Origin of the sequence: Nocardioides sp. OK12 (genome assembly GCF_024341885.1) — a bacterium.
Classification (GTDB): domain Bacteria; phylum Actinomycetota; class Actinomycetes; order Propionibacteriales; family Nocardioidaceae; genus Nocardioides; species Nocardioides marinisabuli.
This window is the reverse complement of record NZ_BNET01000001.1, coordinates 237217-256218: the sequence shown is the minus strand read 5'-3', so window position 1 is coordinate 256218 and position 19002 is coordinate 237217. Positions and strand designations below refer to the sequence as shown.

Below are 19002 nucleotides of genomic sequence, written 5' to 3'. Positions count from 1 at the left end.
AAACACTACGGCTAGACAGGTGCTTGAGCAAGCAACTATCCTGTGAGCGTGCCCACACCACCACCTGCACGCGACCCGCTGACCCCCGTCGAGGAGCGGTTCATGCGGTCGCTGACCCGACTGCTGGCAGTCCTGCCCCGCAAGCTCGATGCGGACCTGGTCCGCAGCACCGGGATCTCGGCGACCGACTACTTCGTGCTCGTCCACGTGTCCGAGGCGCCCGAGCAGCGGATGCGGATGAGCGACCTCGCCGCAGGCGCCGCCATGTCGATGAGCGGGATCTCACGCGTCATCGACCGACTGCAGAAGGCGGGGCTGGTGCGGCGAGACCGCTCCCCCGACGACGGGCGGGGTTGGGACGCCGTCCTCACCGATCTTGGGCTCCAGGAGCTCCGGGAGGCGTGGGTGGTGCACCTGGCGAGCGCACGCACCCACATCTTCGACCACGTCGGCGAGCTGGACCTCGACGCCGTCGCCGACATGTTCCAGCGTATGGCCGACTCCTAGGCCCCACCCACTGCGCCAGCCACCGCGCTTCCGTTCGGCTCCTGGTCGGTGGCGCGGACGGCAACGAGCCCGCGGCGTCGCCGCGGGCCCGTTGCATCAGTCAGTTCAGTCAGTCAGTCGGGTCTTCGCGGAAAGTCGAACGTGCAGGCCCCGGCATCGTTCTGCGAACCGACTCCGGCGCGCGCACCCACGCGTCGCCAGATCAGCACCCGCGCACTCGCCGCGACGGCCGACCCGGCTCAGAGGTCTTTGCGGAAGTGCACGTCGCCGGCCCCGGGGACTGGCACGTCCTCCCATCGGAAGATCTCTCGATACCCCTGTCGCTCGTAGAAGCCAGGAGCCTGGAACGTGAAGGAGGTGACGAAGACATGGGTGCACCCTCGTCGCCGAGCCTCGGTCTCGAACTCGGCGAGCACTCGGGTGCCAAGGCCCGCGCCGCGGCTGTCCTCGCGGACCCACGTCATCCCAATGCCGGCGGCGACACCCCAGGTCCAGCCGCTCATGCCCGCCGCGAGCCGCCCCGCCGCGTCGTTGATCCGCACCGTCAGCTCCCGCGCCGGAGCAGTTCCAAGGGTCGCCCGCGCGTTCACCTTGTCCAGCTCGTCCGACAACGTCTGGTCGAGCTCAGCGTCAGCCTCGTCGACCCTCGAGCTGTATCGGCGATCGTCTCCGAGTGCGCTGTTCGACCCGCCCGCCTCTGTCATGACGAGGATCGTGCCACGAGGGCTTGCCACTGCATTCGCCGGCAGCCGCTGCCGGAAAGCGGCTGCGGACGCAGCACGAGAGCCGCTCCGACTGGCGTCGAAGCGGCTCTCGTTCAAGAGGGCTGGCTCTCGGTGGTGTCACCCACCGGGACCGGCAATTCTGCGAAGTGTCCGGGCTACTTCTGCGAAGACCCCCTCAGTGGCGTGTTCCCGAAAGTCGTCTGACCTGCGCCAACGTCGAGTTCGCTGGGTGGTCTCCACGCGGTAAGGGGCCTAGTCTCCACACTGATCACCGTTTCAGCAGGTCAGACCCTCTGTGCACGCCATGAGCTCCTGGGCCGTGGCGCCGTCGCTGCGGCGCGGGGCGCGGATGCGTCGCCCGCGACGTCACTCGCTTCCGAGCCAGGCCGCCCCAACTGGCGGCGGGCTCCGGCCACCAAGTCCGCGGTGCGAGGTGGCCCCACCGAGGTTGCCTGACTTCCGGGCGTGTCTCCTGAGAGTGAGTCAAGATGTGCCGCATGAACCTCGGGACCCCCGCGCTCTTGGAGCCACGCCTCGTCGACGACCTGGAGGGGTCATTCTTCGTGCCGGACTACCAACGCGGCTATCGCTGGGGTAGTCACGAGGTGGAGAGGCTTCTGGACGACATCCAGGAGGCTAAGGGTGACAACTACTACCTCCAGCCTGTGGTGGTAAAGCCGATGGACGACGGCCGCTGGGAGCTCGTCGATGGTCAGCAGCGATTGACCACGCTGTACCTGGTGATGCGCGCGCTCAAGGCTTACATGCCGCAGGCCGAGGTTCACTACGACCTCAGCTACGAAACCCGGCCGGGCAGCGCTGAGTACCTCGACGATCCGCGGGAGGACCTCCGTCACGAGAACATCGACTACTTCCACATGTTCGAGGCGTTCACTGCCATCGAGGCCTGGTTCGCGAAACAGGCCAAGCCGAACCTCGCGGCCTACAAGCTGTCTGAGGCTCTGAGCAGCACGGTCTTCGTGATCTGGTACGAGGCGCCGCGGGAGGCTGAGTTCGACTCGCGCGCTCTCTTCACGCGACTCAACGTCGGCCGAATTCCGCTCACGGACGCCGAGCTAGTCAAGGCGTCGCTGCTGTCCCGCATCGAGCGCGAGCACGAGACCGCGGCGCAGTGGGACACCATCGAGCGCCAGCTGTGGTCGCCGGAGGTGTGGGCCTTCGCGGCTGGCTCGTCCTACGACCAAGCGGCAACCCGGATCGAATTGCTGCTCGACACCGTTGCTGATCTCGAGTCGGGAACGCACATCAAGAACCGCCCGCGCTTCCACACCTTCGAGATCCTGCGACCGCTGATCCTGTCTGACCCCCAGGCGGTGTGGGACAAGATCGTCGATCTGCACTCGCTGATCCTCGGCTGGTACGAAGATCTGAGCTCGTTTCACAAAGTCGGCTACCTCGTCGCGTCCGAGGTCGCAACCTTCTTCGACCTCGTCCAGCTGGCCGAAGGCAGAGCAAAGTCCGCCTTCGACAACGCGCTCGATGAGCGCATCAGACGCAGCTTGAGCCTTGCGTGGACGGGAGTGGCTGCCCTGACTTACGGAAGCAGGAAGACCAGACAAGTTCTGCTTCTCATGAATGTCGAGACTGTACGGAGCAACGCGTTCTCATCTGAGCGCTACTCCTTCAGCCAACACGTGCAGAGGCTCTGGTCCCTGGAACACATCCACGCGCAGCGCTCCGAGGGGTTGAACACGGTCGAGCAGTGGACATCGTGGCTCAAGGAACACCTCGAGGCCTTGGACGTGCTGGGTCTGTCGTCCGAGCGACGCGCAGACCTAGAAGCCAGGATCGAAGGCGCGCTGCCCACCATCAACAGCGACTCGTTCGACGCCCTACATCTCGAGCTCGTTGAGCTCTTCAGCGACAACACCGACTCGGACGAAGCCGAAGGACCGACCTCGGCCGACCACGACGAGATCGACTCAATCGCCAACCTCGCGTTGCTCTCTCGGGACGACAACAGCGTCTTGAACAACTCGGTGTTCGAGGTCAAGCGCCGCCACGTGATCGAGCTCGATCAGCGCGGGTCCTACATCCCAGTCTGCACTCGCAACGTGTTCTTGAAGTACTACGACACGAGCGCCGCAGCCCAGCAGATCCACTTCTGGGGTCGACGCGACCGAGAGGCCTACCTCACCGCACTGCGCGCAAAGCTGCAGCCCTATCTGCTCGAGGACACTCCCGAGAACGACAGCATCGCGGCCGACGTCGATGAGGAGGACGTGGCATGAGCATCCGTGAGTCGGACGAACAGGGCATGACTGGCTACCGCACCACCTACCAGGCGATGTTCGGAGAGCAAATCGACGGCATGCCATCGGTAGAGCGAGTCGCGGTTCCCTTGATCCAACGCGACTACGCCCAGGGACGCCTGGACGCACGAACAACCACGATTCGATCGACCTTCCTAGATGCCCTGCACTCCGCGCTCACCGGCGAGACATCCGTCGGCCTCGACTTCATCTACGGAGAGGTCCACACCAACGGCACGTTCGAGCCGCTGGATGGCCAACAACGCCTCACGACGCTATTCCTGCTGCACTGGTACTTCGCCTTCCGCCGTGGAGTAGTGAGCTCGGAGCACCCTTGGTCCAACTTCAGCTACGCCACGCGGCCAAGCGCCAGGCTCTTCTGCGAACGCTTGGTCAAGCACCCCCCGCCGAGCGATCTCGCCACACCACCCTCGGCATGGATCACTGATCAGAGCTGGTACCTGCACCTTTGGCAGTTCGACCCGACGATCCGCGCGATGCTGGTCACCATCGACGCCATCGCCAGTCGCTTCGCCGACGAGAACCCTGATGAGCTCTGGGGTCGGCTAACCGACGCCGAGAACCCAGCCATCTGGTTTCAATTGCTACCCATCGACAACATGGGTGCCGCAGAGGACCTCTACATCAAGATGAACTCCCGTGGGAAACCCCTCACCGAGTTCGAGGCCTTCAAGGCGTCCCTTGGTCAGCTGGTGGGTGAGGCCGGCGGGTTCGAGGACTTCGGGCACAAGATAGACGGGGACTGGACCGACGTCCTTTGGCCTTACCGCGGCGAGAACAACATCGTCGACGACGAGTTCATGCGCTACTTCGACTTCTTGATGGAGGTCTGCGAGTGGCGCGACGGGCTGGTCAGAAGCGGCGAGACCGTGACACCTGAGAAGCGTGCGAAGGTTCTCTTCGGCATCAGCAACCCGCGTCACCACGAGCACCTCTCGTTCATGCACGGAGCGTTCCAGACGTGGGTCACGGAGCCGAACCTCAAGGACTACTTCGAGAGTCTCTTCAAGACGACACTCGACGGCGACGGGGTGCGGCTCTTCGGCGCCAACGCCACCAGCGACCTTTTCCATGCTTGTTGTGACCGCTACGGCGACGTTAGAGGGACGACCAGAGCGTTCTCGCTGACCGACACCCTGCTGCTGTTAGCAGTCCTGGTGCACCGGCAGCATGAGACGAAGGATGTTGCCGCCCGGTTGCGTAGTCTGCGGAACATCAACGAGGCATCTCAGTTCGAGATGCGCGTGACCAACATGCCGAAGTTCGTCAACGAGGTCACCACGTTCATGCAGACCGGCGACCTAGACGCACTCATTACCTTCAACAAGAACCAAGTGAACGAGGAAAAGGCCAAGCAGGACCTCAGAATCAAGGATGCCGAACTGGCTCATGCCGTCGAACGCCTGGAGGACCACCCCATCCTGCGAGGCACGCTGGCATGCTTCGACCTGGACCCGTCCATCGCGCACCGAGCGAGCGCCTTCGAGGCTGCGTTTAACCCGGACCAGTGGTCCCTCGTCACTGGGGCCCTGCTCGCCTCTGGCGAATACCAACGCGGCTTCCAAGACTCAGACCGGTTCCAGTTCGGCTCACCCACCACTGACAGCGTTTGGCGTTCAGTGCTCGTCGATCGCGGCGACCGAGGCGCACTTGCCCCCGCTCGTGAAACTCTAGGAACGATGCTCGATGCCATTGCTGTATCACAGGCCTCCGACGTGGAGGACAAGCTGATCGAGATCGCCAGCAACTTCACGAAGTCGCGGGCCGACCAAGAGTTCTTCGACTGGCGATACCACTTGGTTCGCTATCCAGAGATGAGGGAGGGCAACACCGGCATCTATTTTGGGGCGGGTGGCGAGCTCGGCTACGAGATGACGATGCTGCGCAGAAAGGTGCAACGCAGCTACTACCGCGACGCCTACCTTTATGCGATCTGGAGCGAGGCGGGACGGCCGGTTGAGGTCAAGGACCCATGGTTCTACGGCTACTCCACGACCCCACGCTGGATGCAGCTTGTTCACTCCGGCGTGGCGTTGCGAAGCATTGAAGCAGGGCTCGTTCTCCGCAGCGGCGACTCGTCTAGTGACGAGGGCACCCTCGAGGCGCTATGCGAGGCCGCTGGTGCGGAACCCCACGAGGACGGCTGGCTCCTTTGCATTCCACAGAGGCATCATGCTGGCAAGCTCGTCGATACCGTCGATCGCGTACAGGTCGGAGCAAGGATCCTGCGAGACCTCATCTCAAACGGTTTCTGACGGCCCCACACCGGGTTCTCCGGGAGGTCGAGCCTCCAAGTTGCGCTTCGGGCGCTCGCGCGTGGGGGCAGCCCCTACGGGGTGGCCAAGAAGGTCGGCGGGTCATCATCGGTGTAGATGACGATCTGAATCCGATGTTCCACGCTCGCCCGCTCGGGTTCACATCCGTTCCCTTCGACGCCGGCGAAGAAGGTGTCGAGGACTGCCGCCCTGGTGACGGAGCCCGCGGTAGGGCTCCACCAGTAGATGATGAGTTCGCTGGGAGACTCTCCGTCGCCAGTGTGGCGGTTGAGGGCGTCGTATACGCGGCGCCACCACCAGCCGTCGGTCTTGCCGAGGGAGCACCCGAAGATGATGAACAGCCGGGTGTCTGAGAACAGGTGGCCGTACTCAATGCGGTTCATGGCCCAATACGGCTTCATGAGTTGGCGGTGAGGGTCCGTCCCTGCGCTGAAGTTGTCGGGGGCGTCGATCCCGAACAGGAGCGACCGCGGAATCGGTTGCTGTCCGTGGGGATGGATGACCTCGCTACGGAGGTAGCTGGACCAGCCAGTCTTGCTGTTCCCGTGGCCGTCTGAGTGGTTGGTTGGGTTGGGGTGAAACTCGAAGTTGCGGTCGGCATACGTGTGCGCTTGCGGCAGGAACTGCTGAGCGTCTCGGAACACGTAGTCGTCCAGCAGCGGCGTGTAATTGAAGTTGACGAACAGGTAATTGAAGAGGTCGTAGTGACTGGTCTCCGCAGGGAAAGCGAAGGAGTCAAAGGTCTGCGAGCCCGTCGCGACGTCCCCGATGAAATCCGCCATCGACCTCACGGCCAAGGAGCCTTCGGCGGAGTCCTTTCCGACTCGAGTGAGCAGTTCAGGTGGTGCGACGAGTTCCAGATACTCTGAGAACGCTGCCTGGATGGCGAGAGTCGCCTCGTACACGGCGTCAGCGGGGTGCCGGCCGCCCCCTGGCGTGATGAGGTTTCCGATCGCAGACTCGACGTCACTCCAATTCTCCTGACCGCGCTCCCTGGCAACCGCCATCTGCAGGACAACGAGGTTCGAGGAGTCGAAGTCGCGGGAGAGGAGGTAGTGATAGAAGGCCGGGTAGCGGGGAGAGAACCGTGCCTGGTAACGCCGAGTGACTTGGATGTCGAAGCCGTTGCCCACCAGGACCATGACGTTGTGCTGACGCCTCAGGTCGTCGTACTCGTGCTTGGTGAAGGTGCGATACCCCATGGCTGGTCCTGTTCGTTTATCGCGTCAGAGTCGTTGGCCTAGTGCGTGCCGGCGGTCGTGCGGGTAATCCTAGGCGGGTGCTACCACCGGCGTAGGGGCAACGACTGGGACGGCAGCCCTGACGCAGTCCGGACTCCCGACCGCTAGCGATGATTCGACGCAGCCCCCTGGCCGGAATGGCCTGCATAGCCCACTTGCCCCCCGACGCCGATAACGCCTGACACCTACCCGTCAGTGTCGAAGATGTCTCGGGTGAGGCTGAAGCCGCGCGCTGAACCGATCGCGCTGAGCTCTTGATCACCCGGTGACAGCGTCGATGCAAATGAGATGTCACCTATCCGCGCAGCCGACCCCCGGGGCCCCTGTGGGGCTCTATCGCCTCACTCGAGTGGCCTTCTTGCACATGCCCCGAATCCGGCGGCCGCCTAGAGGTCCTCGGTCGAAAGCGTATCCAGTGGGCGTCGTGGTCGACTCGCCGGGGTCAACCGTCTGTCTCAATCGACATGCTGTCTTGGGAAAAATTGCGCGCCTTCCAAGTCGAGGTCTTTGCGTCCCACAACAACAATCTCTTGCCCGACACCCCGCTCAGCGTCGGCTTCCCGTCCCAAACTCCACTTGCCAGCTCTGCCACGGCGTTCACAGCCTCTTGCGCAACCGCCTCGTCGCTCGTTTCGATGACCGCGGTCAGTGACCGACTACCATCCCTCAATTCGATGTTCACACGCGTCGGCTTGTCGGGCTGACCACCGACTGGCGTCTTTCTCCGCCGAAGCAAGGTCTTCACGGCGTCCCAAAGGGCACTCCCCAGCGCCCCTAGACCAATCGTTCCGACCACTGACCCAACAGCGATGAAGATCTGCGGGTCAGGGATCACACTGAACTGGTAGACACGCTCTGTCCGAATGTCAGTAGCACCGGCGGCGACGAGCGCCGCTTCCGCTTCGATCAGGGCATCGTCGTCGAACCATGCGTTGTCGGCGCTGAGCTCGAAAGGACTCGAGGACACGTCTTGCCCCTCGCGCCCATCCAGTGGCGAACGAATCGCAACTGACATAGCGCGTCGTTCGGATACGATGTGCACATCGTCGGGGTGCACGTCGTATCGTACCTTCAGCCGCGAGAAGCCGTCGTCACCGTCTTCCACCCAAGCCACAAGATCCCGGACCCGAAGCGGTCGTGTCTGATCATGCTCCACCTGCATGGGGATCTGCCCACCACTGAGGGACGCGGCCGCCGTCTCCAGCGCCTGGCGTCCAAGTTGCACGCCGCCGTAGGCCTCGATGGCGTGCGTTGTCATCAGGGTCGCTTCTAGGGAAAGCCAGGCAGCTTCGGTCACCTCGGCACCCTGCCATGGGACCAGGAGCTCGTCTACGGGTTGGCCCACTCTGTGCCCACCTCCGCATCAACCGCACCCGCACCCTCAGCGCCACAGGCATGAGGGCTGAAGTGCTGCCCCCACGCGGGCGCCCACCCACAGCCCGGGCCGTCGGCTCGCGAAACGCGGGCAACGCAGGGACAACCGCGCCCTGAACGGCAACGAATAAGTGCCCGGAACCCCTGCGGGGCTCCGGGCACTTCTCTCAAGAGGCTTTCGGGAACAAGCGCGTCATCCTTTCGGGAACACGCCCGCGTGTCAGTCAGTCAGTGGAGCTGGCGGGAATCGAACCCGCGTCCTCGAGCGTCGAACCTGGTCTTCTCCGGGTGCAGTCTGTGATGTCGTTTTCTCAGCCCCGGTGCTCGCAACAGACACGTCACCGACGGGCTCAGTCAGATTTGAGTCCCGATCAACCACTCTGACTGCAGTTGATCAGCGAGTCTCCTAGTCGACGCCAGGTTCCGGGACGGAGACAGGTGCCCGGTCTGACGCTTCGATCACTGCTCAGGCAGCGAGAGCGAAGGAACTGCGATTGGTGTTGGCAGTTATTGGTTTCCAGCGATCGTTTACGAGATGGCGCTGGCTTCTCGACCCGCTTCTCCAGGAACTAACGTCCCAAGTCGAAACCGATCAGCCCCTCTTGAGTTTTCACCTGCACGCACAGGCTACCTGACCCAACCACCCGAGGTCACGCAGCATTCCCGCCCGACCCCCGCACCCGCAGCACGACCCCGTTCGCAGGCAGGTGCGCGCGCGGCCAGCGCAGCGAGTACGTCGCCCAGGCCTCCTCGTGGTCGGGGTGGCCGGGCACCAGCGGCTCGGCGTACGCCGGGAGCCACTCGCCCTGCCACAGCACCTCGACCGCCGTGGTGGGCCGGTGCACGTTGCGCCACCAGCTCGTGCCGTCGCGGGGCACGACGACGAGCGCGCCCTCGAGGTCGACGGCGTAGCGCACCGGCACCCGGTGGGTCCGCCCGGTCCGCCGACCCCGCACCTCGACCCCCACCAGGTCACCGTCGAGCCAGCCCCACGAGGAGCCGAGCAGGCGCAGCAGCACCCGGTCCCACAGCGGGACGGCGGTCATCGACCCCAGTGCCCAGTACGTCGCCAGGCCGAGCAGGCCGCCCGCGACGGCTCCGGTCGCAGCCCCAGCGCCGACGACCTCCGCCGGCGACCAGTCCTGCCCAGGCAGCGAGGCCCCAGCGAAGATCGCCACCATCACCGGCGGCCAGGCCAGCGCACTGGCCAGCACCCAGGCGCCGGGGTGGCCCACCGCCGGCCGCAGCGCCGACGCCTGGGCCAGCCCGAGCAGAGGTCCGAGCACCAGCCCGACGCCGACCGCCGCGAGCAGCAGCAACACCGGCGGCGCGCCGCCGACGGCCTCCCCCGCCTCCTGGCCCAGCACCGCTGGGGCAGCCCCCGCCGCCCAGCCCAGGCCGGCCACCAGGACGGTGGCCGCGACGAACCGCGCCCGCCGCAACCGCGGGAGCCAGCGCCCGAGGTTCCACGCCTGCGCCGACCCGAGAGCCAGCCCCTCGACGAGACCGGCACCGACCACGAGCAGCAGGCCGAGCCCGACACTGCCTCGCACCCCCGGCTCCGCCGACCACGACCCCACCAGGCGCGAGGCCCCGGCCGCGGCGGCCAGGCCGACCGCCTCGGCCAGCGACAGCGCGGCCACCCAGACGCCCAGACCGGGCCGGTCCGCCGAGCGCGACGTGGGTCTCGGCCGGAGGTCAGCGGTCTGCGTCCTCATGCCAACAGTCCAGCGCGCGCACGCGCGAGAGGGCAGCGACGAAGGTCCCGAGCGCACCGCCACAGGACCCCGAGAAGTTCTCCACAGATCTTCGAACTGGTGTTCCCATGACGCCCTCGCTCTGGGATCATGGAGGCATGACGTTGACGGCGCTCCCGATCCCCACCGCGGCCCCCGCGGTGGCCGGCGCGAGCGCTGCCCTGGGCGAGGCGCACGCCATCGCCCTCGAGCACGTGGCCCGCGAGGAGCTGGGTCACCTGCTCGAGACGCTGGCCGTCGTCGAGTCGCAGGCCGAGTCGCTGCGCCTCAAGGTCCTCGCCGAGGCCGAACGACGCCAGGTCGCCGCCGATGACGCGGCCACGGGCACCGATGCCTGGGCGGCCGCCCTCACCGGCACCACTCGCGAGGTCAACGCGGGCGGCCTGCACCTGGCCGAGCTGCTCAAGACGAAGTACCACCACACGCGCGAGGCGTACGCCGCCGGCCAGCTGCGCGCCGACCAGGTCCGGGTGGTCGTCCGCGCCGCTGAGCAGGCACCGCTCGAGACCACCCCCGAGCAGCTCGCCGCCGCTGAGGAGGTGCTGGTCAACAAAGCCACCGGGGTCGGCACCCGCTCGGGGCGCCCGATGAACGCCAAGCGGCTCCGCCAGGCGGCCCGGCGGATGCTCGACGTCGTCGACCGCGACCTGGCCGACAAGCACGAGGCGATCATGCTCGGCCGCGAGTCCCGGCGCGCGAAGCACGAGACCTACCTCGCGCTGCACGACAACGGCGACGGCACCTACTCCGGCAAGTTCACCCTCCCCGAGCTCCACGGCTCCCTGCTGCGCACCGCCATCGAGACCCTCTCGGCACCCCGCCGCCTCAACAAGGCGCGCACCGGCCCCGACGGCGAGAACATCTCCGGCTACGACGAGTCCGCCCCCACCGGGCCGGACCACGGCCTGTCGGGCTGGGAGGTCGCAGGCAATGCCCTGTGCGAGCTCATCGAGCACCTGCCCACCGACGGCTGGAACGGCGCCAACGCCCTCACACTCCTGGTCACCATGACCGCCGAAGACCTCACCCGCGACCTCGCCGCCACCGGCGACCTCGACCCCGCCACCTGGCCCGACTGGCACGGACCCCACGAGACCGGCACCGCCAAGCTCGACACCGGCACCCGGGTCGCCGCCGGCGACCTCCGGCGACTCGCCTGCGAAGCAGGCCTCGTCCCCGCCGTCCTCAACTCCCGATCAGTTCCACTCGACCTCGGCCGCACCAAACGGCTCCACACCCACCACCAACGAAAAGCCCTGGCGCTCGTCCACGACACCTGCGCCATCGGCACCTGCGAGAGACCCTTCGCCTGGACCGAGATCCACCATCTCCTCCCCTGGGCCCACCGCGGCGACACCGACCTCGACAACGGCATCCCCCTCTGTTCCTGGCACCACCACCGAGCCCACGACCCCAGGTGGCACCTCACCCAGCACCCACTCCGAGGCTGGGAGCTGAAGGCACGCCGGACCGCCCGGCACTGAGCCGACCTGCCCGACCAGCCCGACCAGCTACTCCGGCAGGCCCAGCAGCGCGGCCGCGTTGTGCCAGCAGACCGCGCGCAGCCAGTCGTCGCCCAGCCCGAGCCGCTCGAGGCCCTCGAGCTGGTGGGCGTAGGGGTACGGGATCGTTGGGAAGTCGGTGCCGAGCAGGATCCGGTCACCGAGGTCGGCGAGCCGCTCCAGCATCCCGTCGGGGTAGGTGGTCGTCCAGAAGTCGGTGAAGGTCATCGTCGTGTCGAGGTGCACCCGGTCGTAGGTGTCGGCGAACGACATGAAGTCCAGGTAGTCCGGCGCGCCGAGGTGCGCGACCACCAGGCACAACCGCGGGTGCGCGGCCAGCACCCGCGCCATCGGCGCGGGGCCGGTGAAGTCGTTGCCGACCGGCGCGTGCCCGGCGTGCACCACGACCGGGGTGCCGGCCTCGGCCAGCAGCCCCCAGACCGGGTCGAGCAGCGGGTCGTCGAGGTCGAACTCGCCCACCTGCACGTGCACCTTGAAGATCTCCACCCCGGCCTCGAGGGCCGCCGAGACGTAGGCGCCGGCCTCCGGCTCGGGGTAGAACGTCGCCGACCACAGCGACTCCGGCGCCAGCAGCTTGAACTCGGCCCCCCACTCGTTGAGGTAGCCGGCGATGCCGGGCCGGTGGGCGTAGGGCAGCGACGAGAAGCGGCGTACGCCGAGCGCGCGCAGCTGCTCGACCCGCTCCTGGGTGGTGCCGCGGTAGCGGATCGGCCAGGGCCGACCGATCTTGGGCCCGGCCTCGTCGAACTGGGCCCACACCCGGCGCTGGATCCGCTCGGGCAGGAAGTGGGTGTGCACGTCGAGCAGCCCGGGCAGGCCGAGCCGCTCCCAGAAGGCGGTGACGTCGCCGACCTCCTGGGCCCAGGTCACCTCCTGCTGGTCGGCCTCAGTCACGCATGCCCTTGAGGCGGCGCCCCACGGCCTGCTCGACCTCGCGCTTGGCAGTGCGCTCGGCGATCGACTGGCGCTTGTCCCAGTGCTTCTTGCCCTTCGCCAGGCCGATCTCGACCTTGGCGCGGCCGTTGACGAAGTACAGCGCCAGCGGGATGACCGTCAGGCCCTTCTCGCTGACCCGGCGCTCGATCTTGTCGATCTCGACCCGGTTCAGCAGCAGCTTGCGCTTGCGGCGTGCGGCGTGGTTGGTCCAGGTGCCCTGGGAGTACTCCGGGATGTGCACCCCGTGCAGCCACGCCTCGTTGCGGTCGATGTCGACGAAGCCGTCGACGAGGCTGGCGCGGCCCATCCGCAGCGACTTCACCTCGGTGCCCTGCAGCACCAGGCCCGCCTCGAAGGTGTCCTCGATGGCGTAGTCGTGGCGCGCCTTCTTGTTCTGCGCCACCATCTTCTGTCCCTGCTCCCTGGCCATCCGTCCATTCTCCCAGGTCAGGTCAACGCGGTTGCGGCGGGACCACCGACGAGCCGCTCGTCAGAGCCAGTTCATCGGGTCGACCGGGTTGCCGCCGACCAGCACCGTGTAGTGCAGGTGGCAGCCGGTCGACCAGCCGGTGTTGCCGGCGTACCCGATCGTGGCGCCGCGCGAGACCCGGTCACCGACGTTGAAGCGGTAGCTGCGCGCGTGGTTGTAGACCACGGTCAGCGAGCGTCCGTTGACCTGGCCGAGGTTGAGGAAGAGCCGGTTGCCGTAGACCGACGAGTAGTACTTCGCGATCACCGTGCCCGTGCCGGAGGCGGCCATCGGCTGCCCGCACGTCACGCCGAAGTCGGTGCCGTCGTGCATGCCGCGGTAGCCGTAGATCGGGTGGGTGCGCATGCCGAACGGCGAGGTGACCGCGCCGCCGACCGGCCGCAGCAGGTAGCCCGACGGCTTGGCCGCCACCGAGGTGCCGCGCGCCCGCCGGGCGGCCGCAGCGATGCGGGCCTTGATGCGGTCCTCCTGCTTGCGCAGCGCGGCCAGCGCCGCCTGGTCGGCCTGCTTGGCGGCCGTGGCCTCCTTGCGCGCCGCGAGCCGCTTGTCGACCAGTCCGCGCACCTCGTCGCGCACCTGCACCGCCTGAGCGGTCAGCGACTTCACCTTCGACAGGTGCGCCGCGGCGGCGGCCCGCTCGTCGGCGACCCGGTCCTTGGCGGCCTCGACCTCGTCCTCGCGAACCTGCAGCAGCACCTCGGCGGCGTCCAGGTCGTCGTACATCGACGTCTCGCGGCCCACGATGGCGCTGCTGGCCGCCTGCTGGCGGGTCAGGTCGCTGGTGGAGCTCGAGTTGAGCAGGCTGCCCAGGACCAGCAGGTCGGGGCTGCCCTGCATGTAGGTGTCGGCGATGCGGTCCTTGACCACGTCGCGCTGGGTCTCGAGCGCCTCCTGACCCACGACCAGGTCGTCGCGGGCGGTCTCGAGGCGCAGCTGGGCCGCGGCCAGGCGCTGCTCCATGCGGGCGTCCTCGAGCTTGGCCTCGTCGAGCTTGCTGCGCACGGTGCCCAGCTCGGCCTTCGCCGAGTCGAGCTCGGCGCGGGCCTTCGCGGCCGCCTCGAACGCCTTGCGGGTGGCCTTGCTCGAGTGCTCGAGGTCCTCGGTGGCGCTGTGGATCTCCTTCTGGACCTTCTTCTGCTGGTCCTTCAGGTCGTCGTCTGCGTGAGCGAGTGGGATGGCCAGGGCACCCAGAACCAGCGCACCGGCCGTGGCGGCCGATGCGAGGCGGTGGCGCGAGGCGCTGGGGAAGGAGCGCACCGTATTGCCTTCGACGTCGGGGAAGAGTCGATCGAACGGTACGGCGCGCGGCTCAGACTTTGACGTATTTGCGGGTCAGCGCGAGTGTCGGCAGCAGCGTGAGGACCGGTCCGAGCACCGCCACGACGCCCAGCGCGACCAGGTAGTCGTCCCAGCCGACCCAGGGGATGAACTCCAGGTAGTCGCTGAAGCGCTGCTGCACCCCGAAGTACTGGAAGCCCGCCAGCGCTCCACCCGCGAGCACCACGCTGACGACCGCGGTGACCAGCGCCTCGAGCAGGAAGGGCAGCGCGATGTAGAGCGTCGAGGCGCCCACCAGCCGCATGATGCCGATCTCCTTGCGGCGCGCGAAGGCCGCCAGGCGGATGGTGTTGGCCACCAGCAGCAGCGCCGAGACCACCAGCAGCAGGGCGATGCCGAGCGCGGCGCGCTGCATGGCCTCCATCGTGTTGATGATCTTGCCGGCGGTCTCGCGCTGGTCGACCAGCTTGGCGACGCCGTCGAGCCCGACGATCGCCGAGGTGATGCCCTCGAACTCGGCGGGGTCCTCCAGCGTGATCCACACCGACTCGGGCAGGTCCTCGGCGCCCAGGATCGCGTTGGGGCCCTCGAAGCGGTCGGCCTCCTCGGGGCCGTAGAGCTCCTTGACCTTCTCGAAGGCCGTCTCCTTCGACTCCACCCGGTAGGACGCCACCTCGGGGTTGTCCTCGACCGCCTGGAGGATGCGCTTCTTCTCGGCGCTGGTCACCTCGCCCTGGCAGCTCTGGTTGGGGTCGTCGTCACGGCACAGGTACGCCGTGATCTCGAGCTCGCTGCCGAGCTGGTCGCTGGTCTTCTCCGCCTGCCGGTTGAGCAGCGCCCCGGCGCCCACGAGCGTGAGCGAGACGAAGAGGGTCAGGATCACCGCCAGGTGCATCGAGAGGTTGCGACGCAGCCCCTGGCCGAGGTTGGAGAAGACGTAGCGCATGGAGGGAGGGACTCTCTGCCTGTAGGGGGCCGGTGGAGGAGGTGCGCTGGGTACGGCGCGGGCGACTCAGTGCTGACGACTCAGTGCTGGAAGCCGTAGGCGCCCTGCGCCTGGTCGCGGATCACCTTGCCGTGGTCGAGCTCGATGACGCGCTTGCGCATCTGGTCGACGATGCCGTGGTCGTGGGTGGCCATCACCACGGTGGTGCCGGTGCGGTTGATCCGGTCGAGCAGCTTCATGATGCCCACCGAGGTGGTGGGGTCCAGGTTGCCGGTCGGCTCGTCGGCGATCAGGATCATCGGCCGGTTGACGAAGGCCCGCGCCACCGCGACGCGCTGCTGCTCGCCGCCCGACAGCTCGTCGGGCAACCGGTCGGCCTTGGAGTCGAGGCCCACCAGCTCGAGGGTCTCGGGCACCAGGGCCCGGACCTCCTTGGGCGAGTGGCCGGTCACCTGCATGGCGAACGCGACGTTCTCGGCGACGGTCTTGGACTGCAGCAGCCGGAAGTCCTGGAAGACGGTGCCGATCTGGCGGCGCAGCCGCGGCACCTTCCAGCCCGCCAGGCGGTTGATCTCCTTGCCGGCGACGTAGACGCGGCCCGAGGTGGGCCGGGCCTCGCGCAGGATCAGGCGCAGGGCGGTGGACTTGCCCGAGCCCGAGCTGCCGACCAGGAAGACGAACTCGCCCTTCTCGACGTCGACCGACACCTGGTCGAGGGCGGGCCCTCCGGTGCCGGGGTAGGTCTTGGTGACCTTCTCGAAGCGAATCACCCGGTCGAGATTACGCCAGGACGCCTGACAACCCGGACTCCTCGGGCCGCGCCCCGTCCGTAGGGTGGGCGGGTGCCGTCCCGCTCCCTCCTCGCGCTGCTCCCTGCCCTGGTGCTGCTGCTGGCCGCGTGCAGCGACGAGCCCGCCGCGCCCGGAGCCGACGGTGCCACGGAGCCGACCGGGCCCGCGGTGAGCACGGTGGCGCTCGCCGACATCGACACCTCCGACCTGGTGGTGCCGCGCGTCGGTCTGTGCGACGGCCTGCCGGTCGCGGCGGTCGAGGCCGCTCTCGGCGGCGAGGTCCGCCGCAGCGAGACCTGGGCCGACGGCGAGGAGGCCCGCCTGTCCGCCGAGGTGCGCGACGTGGCCCACGAGGACGGCTGCCGCTTCGACGGCCCCGCCCGCACCAGCGCCGCCGCCTGGGTCTTCACCCCGCCGGTCTCCCCCGCCCGCGCCGAGGAGCTGGCCGAGAGTGCCCTCGACGGCGCCGGCCGCAGGTGCCGCGACGTCCCCGACGCGGCGGCGTACGGCGACCCGTCGGTGGCGCAGACCTGTCGCAGCGGCCCGCTGCGCGAGACCAGGTACGCCGGGCTGGTCGGTGACGCGTGGGTGACCTGCAGCCTCAGCGCGCCCCGGTCGGTGGAGCGCGCCGACCTCGAGGAACGCGCCGACCGATGGTGTGCCGCGGTGCTGTCGGGGGAGGTTTGACCCACCCGCCCAGGTGGGACGATCGCCTCGTGACCACCTCCGCGAGCCGCACGCCGGGGCGTCTCCACGTGGAGCCGGCGGACCTGCGCACCGCCGCACGCCTCCTCGACTCGACGGCGGGGTCGCTGGCGTCGGTGGCTCCGAACCTCGACGGACGACCCGACGCCGGGGCCTCGTCGGACGAGCTGGCCACGGCGCTGGGCGCGCTGGCCCAGGCGGTGGCTGCGGTGGCGGACGAGGTCCGCGACATCGCGGACCGGTGACCGTCTCCCCGACGTCGGCGAGGGCCTGGACGACGTCGGTGACGCCCTGACCTTCTGGGACTGATCGTGATCTACCTCTTCATGCTGCTCAGCGGCACGGCTGCGGCCGGGTTCAACACCTGGCAGCGACGCGGTCGTTCGAGCGCCGCTCGACGATGGGCCCACGGCACCCACCGAGACTTCGCCCAGCGCAACGTGCTGATCCTGTGGCCGCTGCTCGCCGCCGCCCTCCTGCTGGGCGCCGCCCTCGGGGGGCTGCAGCGCGCGGGCGGCCCGACCACACCGGTGGCGCTGCTGCTGGGACTCGTCCTCGTGGCCTGGGTGGGCTTCGCCGCGCTTCCGCTGCCCGTGCCCTCCGCGGTCCAGCCGCGGTGGTACCGCGACCGGCCCACGTCGCCGGACGGCCGGTCGCGTGACTGACCCCGCTCCCCCGTCGTACGCCGCCCCGGAGGTGCCACCGGGGTGGGACAAGCTGGCGCTGGCGCCGGTGGGCGCGCTCTGCGCCGCGGTGCAGGCCGGTGACCCGGCCGGAGCGGGCGGGCCGGCCGCGCGGGGGTCTTTTCGCGCCAACCTCGTGCTGACCTGCGACGACCTGCACGGGCTCAGCTTCCGCGACTGGCAGGTGGGCACCGACCAGCTCCTGCCCCGGACCCTGCGTGACTACCACCTCATCGAGATCGAACGGCTGCGCATCGACGACCTGCCGGGCGGGCGACGGCTGGCGCACCACGTCGACCTCGACGGGCGGGCCCTGACCATGGAGCAGTGGTTCGTGCGCGAGGACGATCGGCACGCCTGGTCGCTGACCGCGACGTTCGAGACCTGGTCCTACGACGCCCTCGCCGACTGTTGCGCAGACGTCGCTGCGGCGTGGCGACCGGTCAGCGGCCGCCGGAGGAACAACGCCGATGTCTGACCCGTCCACTGCCGCCCAGGGGCAGCGCGTCGACGACCAGGGTCTCGCCGCGCTCCTGCTCTCCGGCCACCCGGTCGCCGAGGTGGCGCGTGAGCACGCGGTCGCGGTGGACCTGGTGGTGGCCGGGCCGACCCTCCTGCGGCACCGCGCCTGGGCGGCCCCCGACCGGATGGCGGTCGTGCTCGCCGTGCAGCCGGGACTGCACCAGGTGATGATGCTCCCGCCCTCGCACCTGGCCGTGTCGCTGGTCCGCCTGACGCGCCCGGGTGTCGCACGTCGTGGCCCGCGCGTAGAACGCGTCTACCCGGCGGGGGAGCTCGACCGGCTCCTGTCCACCGACCCGGCGGTCCGCGCCGACGCCCTCGAGCTGGCCGGCGCCTCGCGCGCCTGGCGGCTGGAGGTGTCCTCACCCGGCCGACGGGTCGAGGTCGTGGCGGTCGACGGAGCGCACGGCCCCTTCCTGGCAGATCCTGGCGCCGACCTGCTCCGCCCGGTCGATGCGACCTCGCTCTACCGGGTGTTCTCGACGCTGCTGCCGTCCGCCGACCCGCTCCCGCGCTCGCCCGCGGGCTCCGAGCCGCGGGCTCAGGGTCCGGCTTGGAGGTCCACCGCGTCGAGCGAGGCCCCGAGGACGTCCAGTGCAGCGACACACATCCGCGCCGCCGCCGCGGACTCGGAGACCGGCAGGACCCGCCAGTAGCTCGGCCACGAGGGCTGCACCCCCGTCGCGTCTATCTCGCCGGGCACCAACCAGCCCAGCCGCCGCAGCCGCGTGTGGGCGGTGTCGTCGATCTCCCAGCCGCCGCCGAAGGAACGAGCCCCGACGCACTCGACGTACACGTGCGCCCCGTCGCGGCGCGCCTGCACGTACCTGGTGGGCGCCGTCGGCGCCTGTCGACGCCACCACGCCCGGCGCTCCAGGACGCGTGGAGCCTCGCCGAGCACGACGAAACCACCCTCGGGCAGCTCCCGGAGACGGCACTCGAGACGACGTCGCA

At 68.4% G+C, this 19002-nt stretch carries 18 protein-coding genes and 1 other RNA gene; 9 read left to right on the top strand and 10 right to left on the bottom strand.

From position 1 onward, the window contains the following. Positions 1–48 precede the first annotated feature (48 nt). Entirely contained in the window at positions 49–507 is a 459-nt protein-coding gene (locus OCU29_RS01275) for a MarR family winged helix-turn-helix transcriptional regulator (RefSeq protein WP_261818511.1), read from the top strand. 239 nt (positions 508–746) lie between these two features. Here the strand turns inward: OCU29_RS01275 and OCU29_RS01270 are convergent, their stop codons facing one another. Then, complete coding sequence (locus tag OCU29_RS01270; RefSeq protein ID WP_261818510.1) at positions 747–1211, bottom strand: GNAT family N-acetyltransferase; 465 nt, start codon at positions 1209–1211, stop codon at positions 747–749. A 518-nt stretch (positions 1212–1729) separates the two neighbouring features. Here OCU29_RS01270 and OCU29_RS01265 point away from each other — a divergent pair. Together OCU29_RS01265 and OCU29_RS01260 are read left to right on the top strand one after the other, a co-directional pair. Beyond that, complete coding sequence (locus OCU29_RS01265; RefSeq protein WP_261818509.1) at positions 1730–3484, top strand: DUF262 domain-containing protein; 1755 nt, start codon at positions 1730–1732, stop codon at positions 3482–3484. Next, positions 3481–5781 (top strand): DUF262 domain-containing protein, encoded by a 2301-nt coding sequence (locus OCU29_RS01260; RefSeq protein WP_261818508.1) that lies wholly within the window; start codon positions 3481–3483, stop codon positions 5779–5781. Before OCU29_RS01265 ends, OCU29_RS01260 begins: the two co-directional genes overlap by 4 nt. A 74-nt stretch (positions 5782–5855) precedes the next feature. Here OCU29_RS01260 and OCU29_RS01255 read toward each other — a convergent pair whose 3' ends face one another. The 4 genes from OCU29_RS01255 to OCU29_RS01240 all read right to left on the bottom strand — a co-directional run bounded on the left by OCU29_RS01255 (position 5856) and on the right by OCU29_RS01240 (position 10135). Continuing rightward, positions 5856–7004 (bottom strand): bacteriophage abortive infection AbiH family protein, encoded by a 1149-nt coding sequence (locus OCU29_RS01255; RefSeq protein ID WP_261818507.1) that lies wholly within the window; start codon positions 7002–7004, stop codon positions 5856–5858. 481 nt (positions 7005–7485) lie between these two features. Continuing rightward, entirely contained in the window at positions 7486–8340 is an 855-nt protein-coding gene (locus OCU29_RS01250; protein ID WP_261818506.1) for a hypothetical protein, read from the bottom strand. A gap of 306 nt (positions 8341–8646) precedes the next feature. Further along, positions 8647–9017: a transfer-messenger RNA gene (ssrA, locus tag OCU29_RS01245) on the bottom strand. Positions 9018–9067: 50 nt separating this feature from the next. Next, complete coding sequence (locus OCU29_RS01240; RefSeq protein WP_261818505.1) at positions 9068–10135, bottom strand: nitroreductase/quinone reductase family protein; 1068 nt, start codon at positions 10133–10135, stop codon at positions 9068–9070. 137 nt (positions 10136–10272) lie between these two features. On the opposite strand from OCU29_RS01240, the gene OCU29_RS01235 reads away from it, so the two are divergent. After that, a complete protein-coding gene (locus tag OCU29_RS01235; RefSeq protein ID WP_261818504.1) occupies positions 10273–11658 on the top strand; it encodes an HNH endonuclease signature motif containing protein in 1386 nt (461 codons plus the stop codon). 27 nt (positions 11659–11685) lie between these two features. Here OCU29_RS01235 and OCU29_RS01230 read toward each other — a convergent pair whose 3' ends face one another. The 5 genes from OCU29_RS01230 to ftsE form a co-directional block, all read right to left on the bottom strand. Further along, a complete protein-coding gene (locus OCU29_RS01230) occupies positions 11686–12591 on the bottom strand; it encodes an amidohydrolase family protein (protein ID WP_261818503.1) in 906 nt (301 codons plus the stop codon). Next, positions 12584–13063, bottom strand: a complete 480-nt coding sequence (gene smpB / locus OCU29_RS01225; protein ID WP_179615722.1) for an SsrA-binding protein SmpB — start codon at positions 13061–13063, stop codon at positions 12584–12586. The genes OCU29_RS01230 and smpB overlap by 8 nt, the downstream gene beginning before the upstream one ends. Positions 13064–13123: 60 nt before the next feature. Next, positions 13124–14380 (bottom strand): M23 family metallopeptidase, encoded by a 1257-nt coding sequence (locus tag OCU29_RS01220; protein WP_261818502.1) that lies wholly within the window; start codon positions 14378–14380, stop codon positions 13124–13126. A 52-nt stretch (positions 14381–14432) separates the two neighbouring features. Then, complete coding sequence (gene ftsX / locus OCU29_RS01215) at positions 14433–15347, bottom strand: permease-like cell division protein FtsX (RefSeq protein ID WP_179615720.1); 915 nt, start codon at positions 15345–15347, stop codon at positions 14433–14435. 80 nt (positions 15348–15427) lie between these two features. Continuing rightward, a complete protein-coding gene (gene ftsE / locus OCU29_RS01210) occupies positions 15428–16117 on the bottom strand; it encodes a cell division ATP-binding protein FtsE (RefSeq protein ID WP_261818501.1) in 690 nt (229 codons plus the stop codon). 72 nt (positions 16118–16189) lie between these two features. On the opposite strand from ftsE, the gene OCU29_RS01205 reads away from it, so the two are divergent. The 5 genes from OCU29_RS01205 (at position 16190) to OCU29_RS01185 (ending at position 18704) form a co-directional block, all read left to right on the top strand. Continuing rightward, complete coding sequence (locus OCU29_RS01205) at positions 16190–16825, top strand: hypothetical protein (protein WP_261818500.1); 636 nt, start codon at positions 16190–16192, stop codon at positions 16823–16825. Positions 16826–16854: 29 nt separating this feature from the next. Next, positions 16855–17088, top strand: a complete 234-nt coding sequence (locus OCU29_RS01200) for a hypothetical protein (protein ID WP_261818499.1) — start codon at positions 16855–16857, stop codon at positions 17086–17088. 66 nt (positions 17089–17154) lie between these two features. Then, positions 17155–17508 carry a hypothetical protein gene (locus OCU29_RS01195; RefSeq protein ID WP_179615716.1) on the top strand — a complete coding sequence of 118 codons (354 nt, stop codon included), beginning with the start codon at positions 17155–17157 and terminating at the stop codon, positions 17506–17508. Next, on the top strand, positions 17501–18004 hold the full coding sequence (locus tag OCU29_RS01190; protein WP_261818498.1) for a hypothetical protein: 504 nt from the start codon (positions 17501–17503) through the stop codon (positions 18002–18004). The genes OCU29_RS01195 and OCU29_RS01190 overlap by 8 nt, the downstream gene beginning before the upstream one ends. Then, on the top strand, positions 17997–18704 hold the full coding sequence (locus OCU29_RS01185) for a hypothetical protein (protein ID WP_261818497.1): 708 nt from the start codon (positions 17997–17999) through the stop codon (positions 18702–18704). Before OCU29_RS01190 ends, OCU29_RS01185 begins: the two co-directional genes overlap by 8 nt. Positions 18705–19002: the final 298 nt, after the last annotated feature.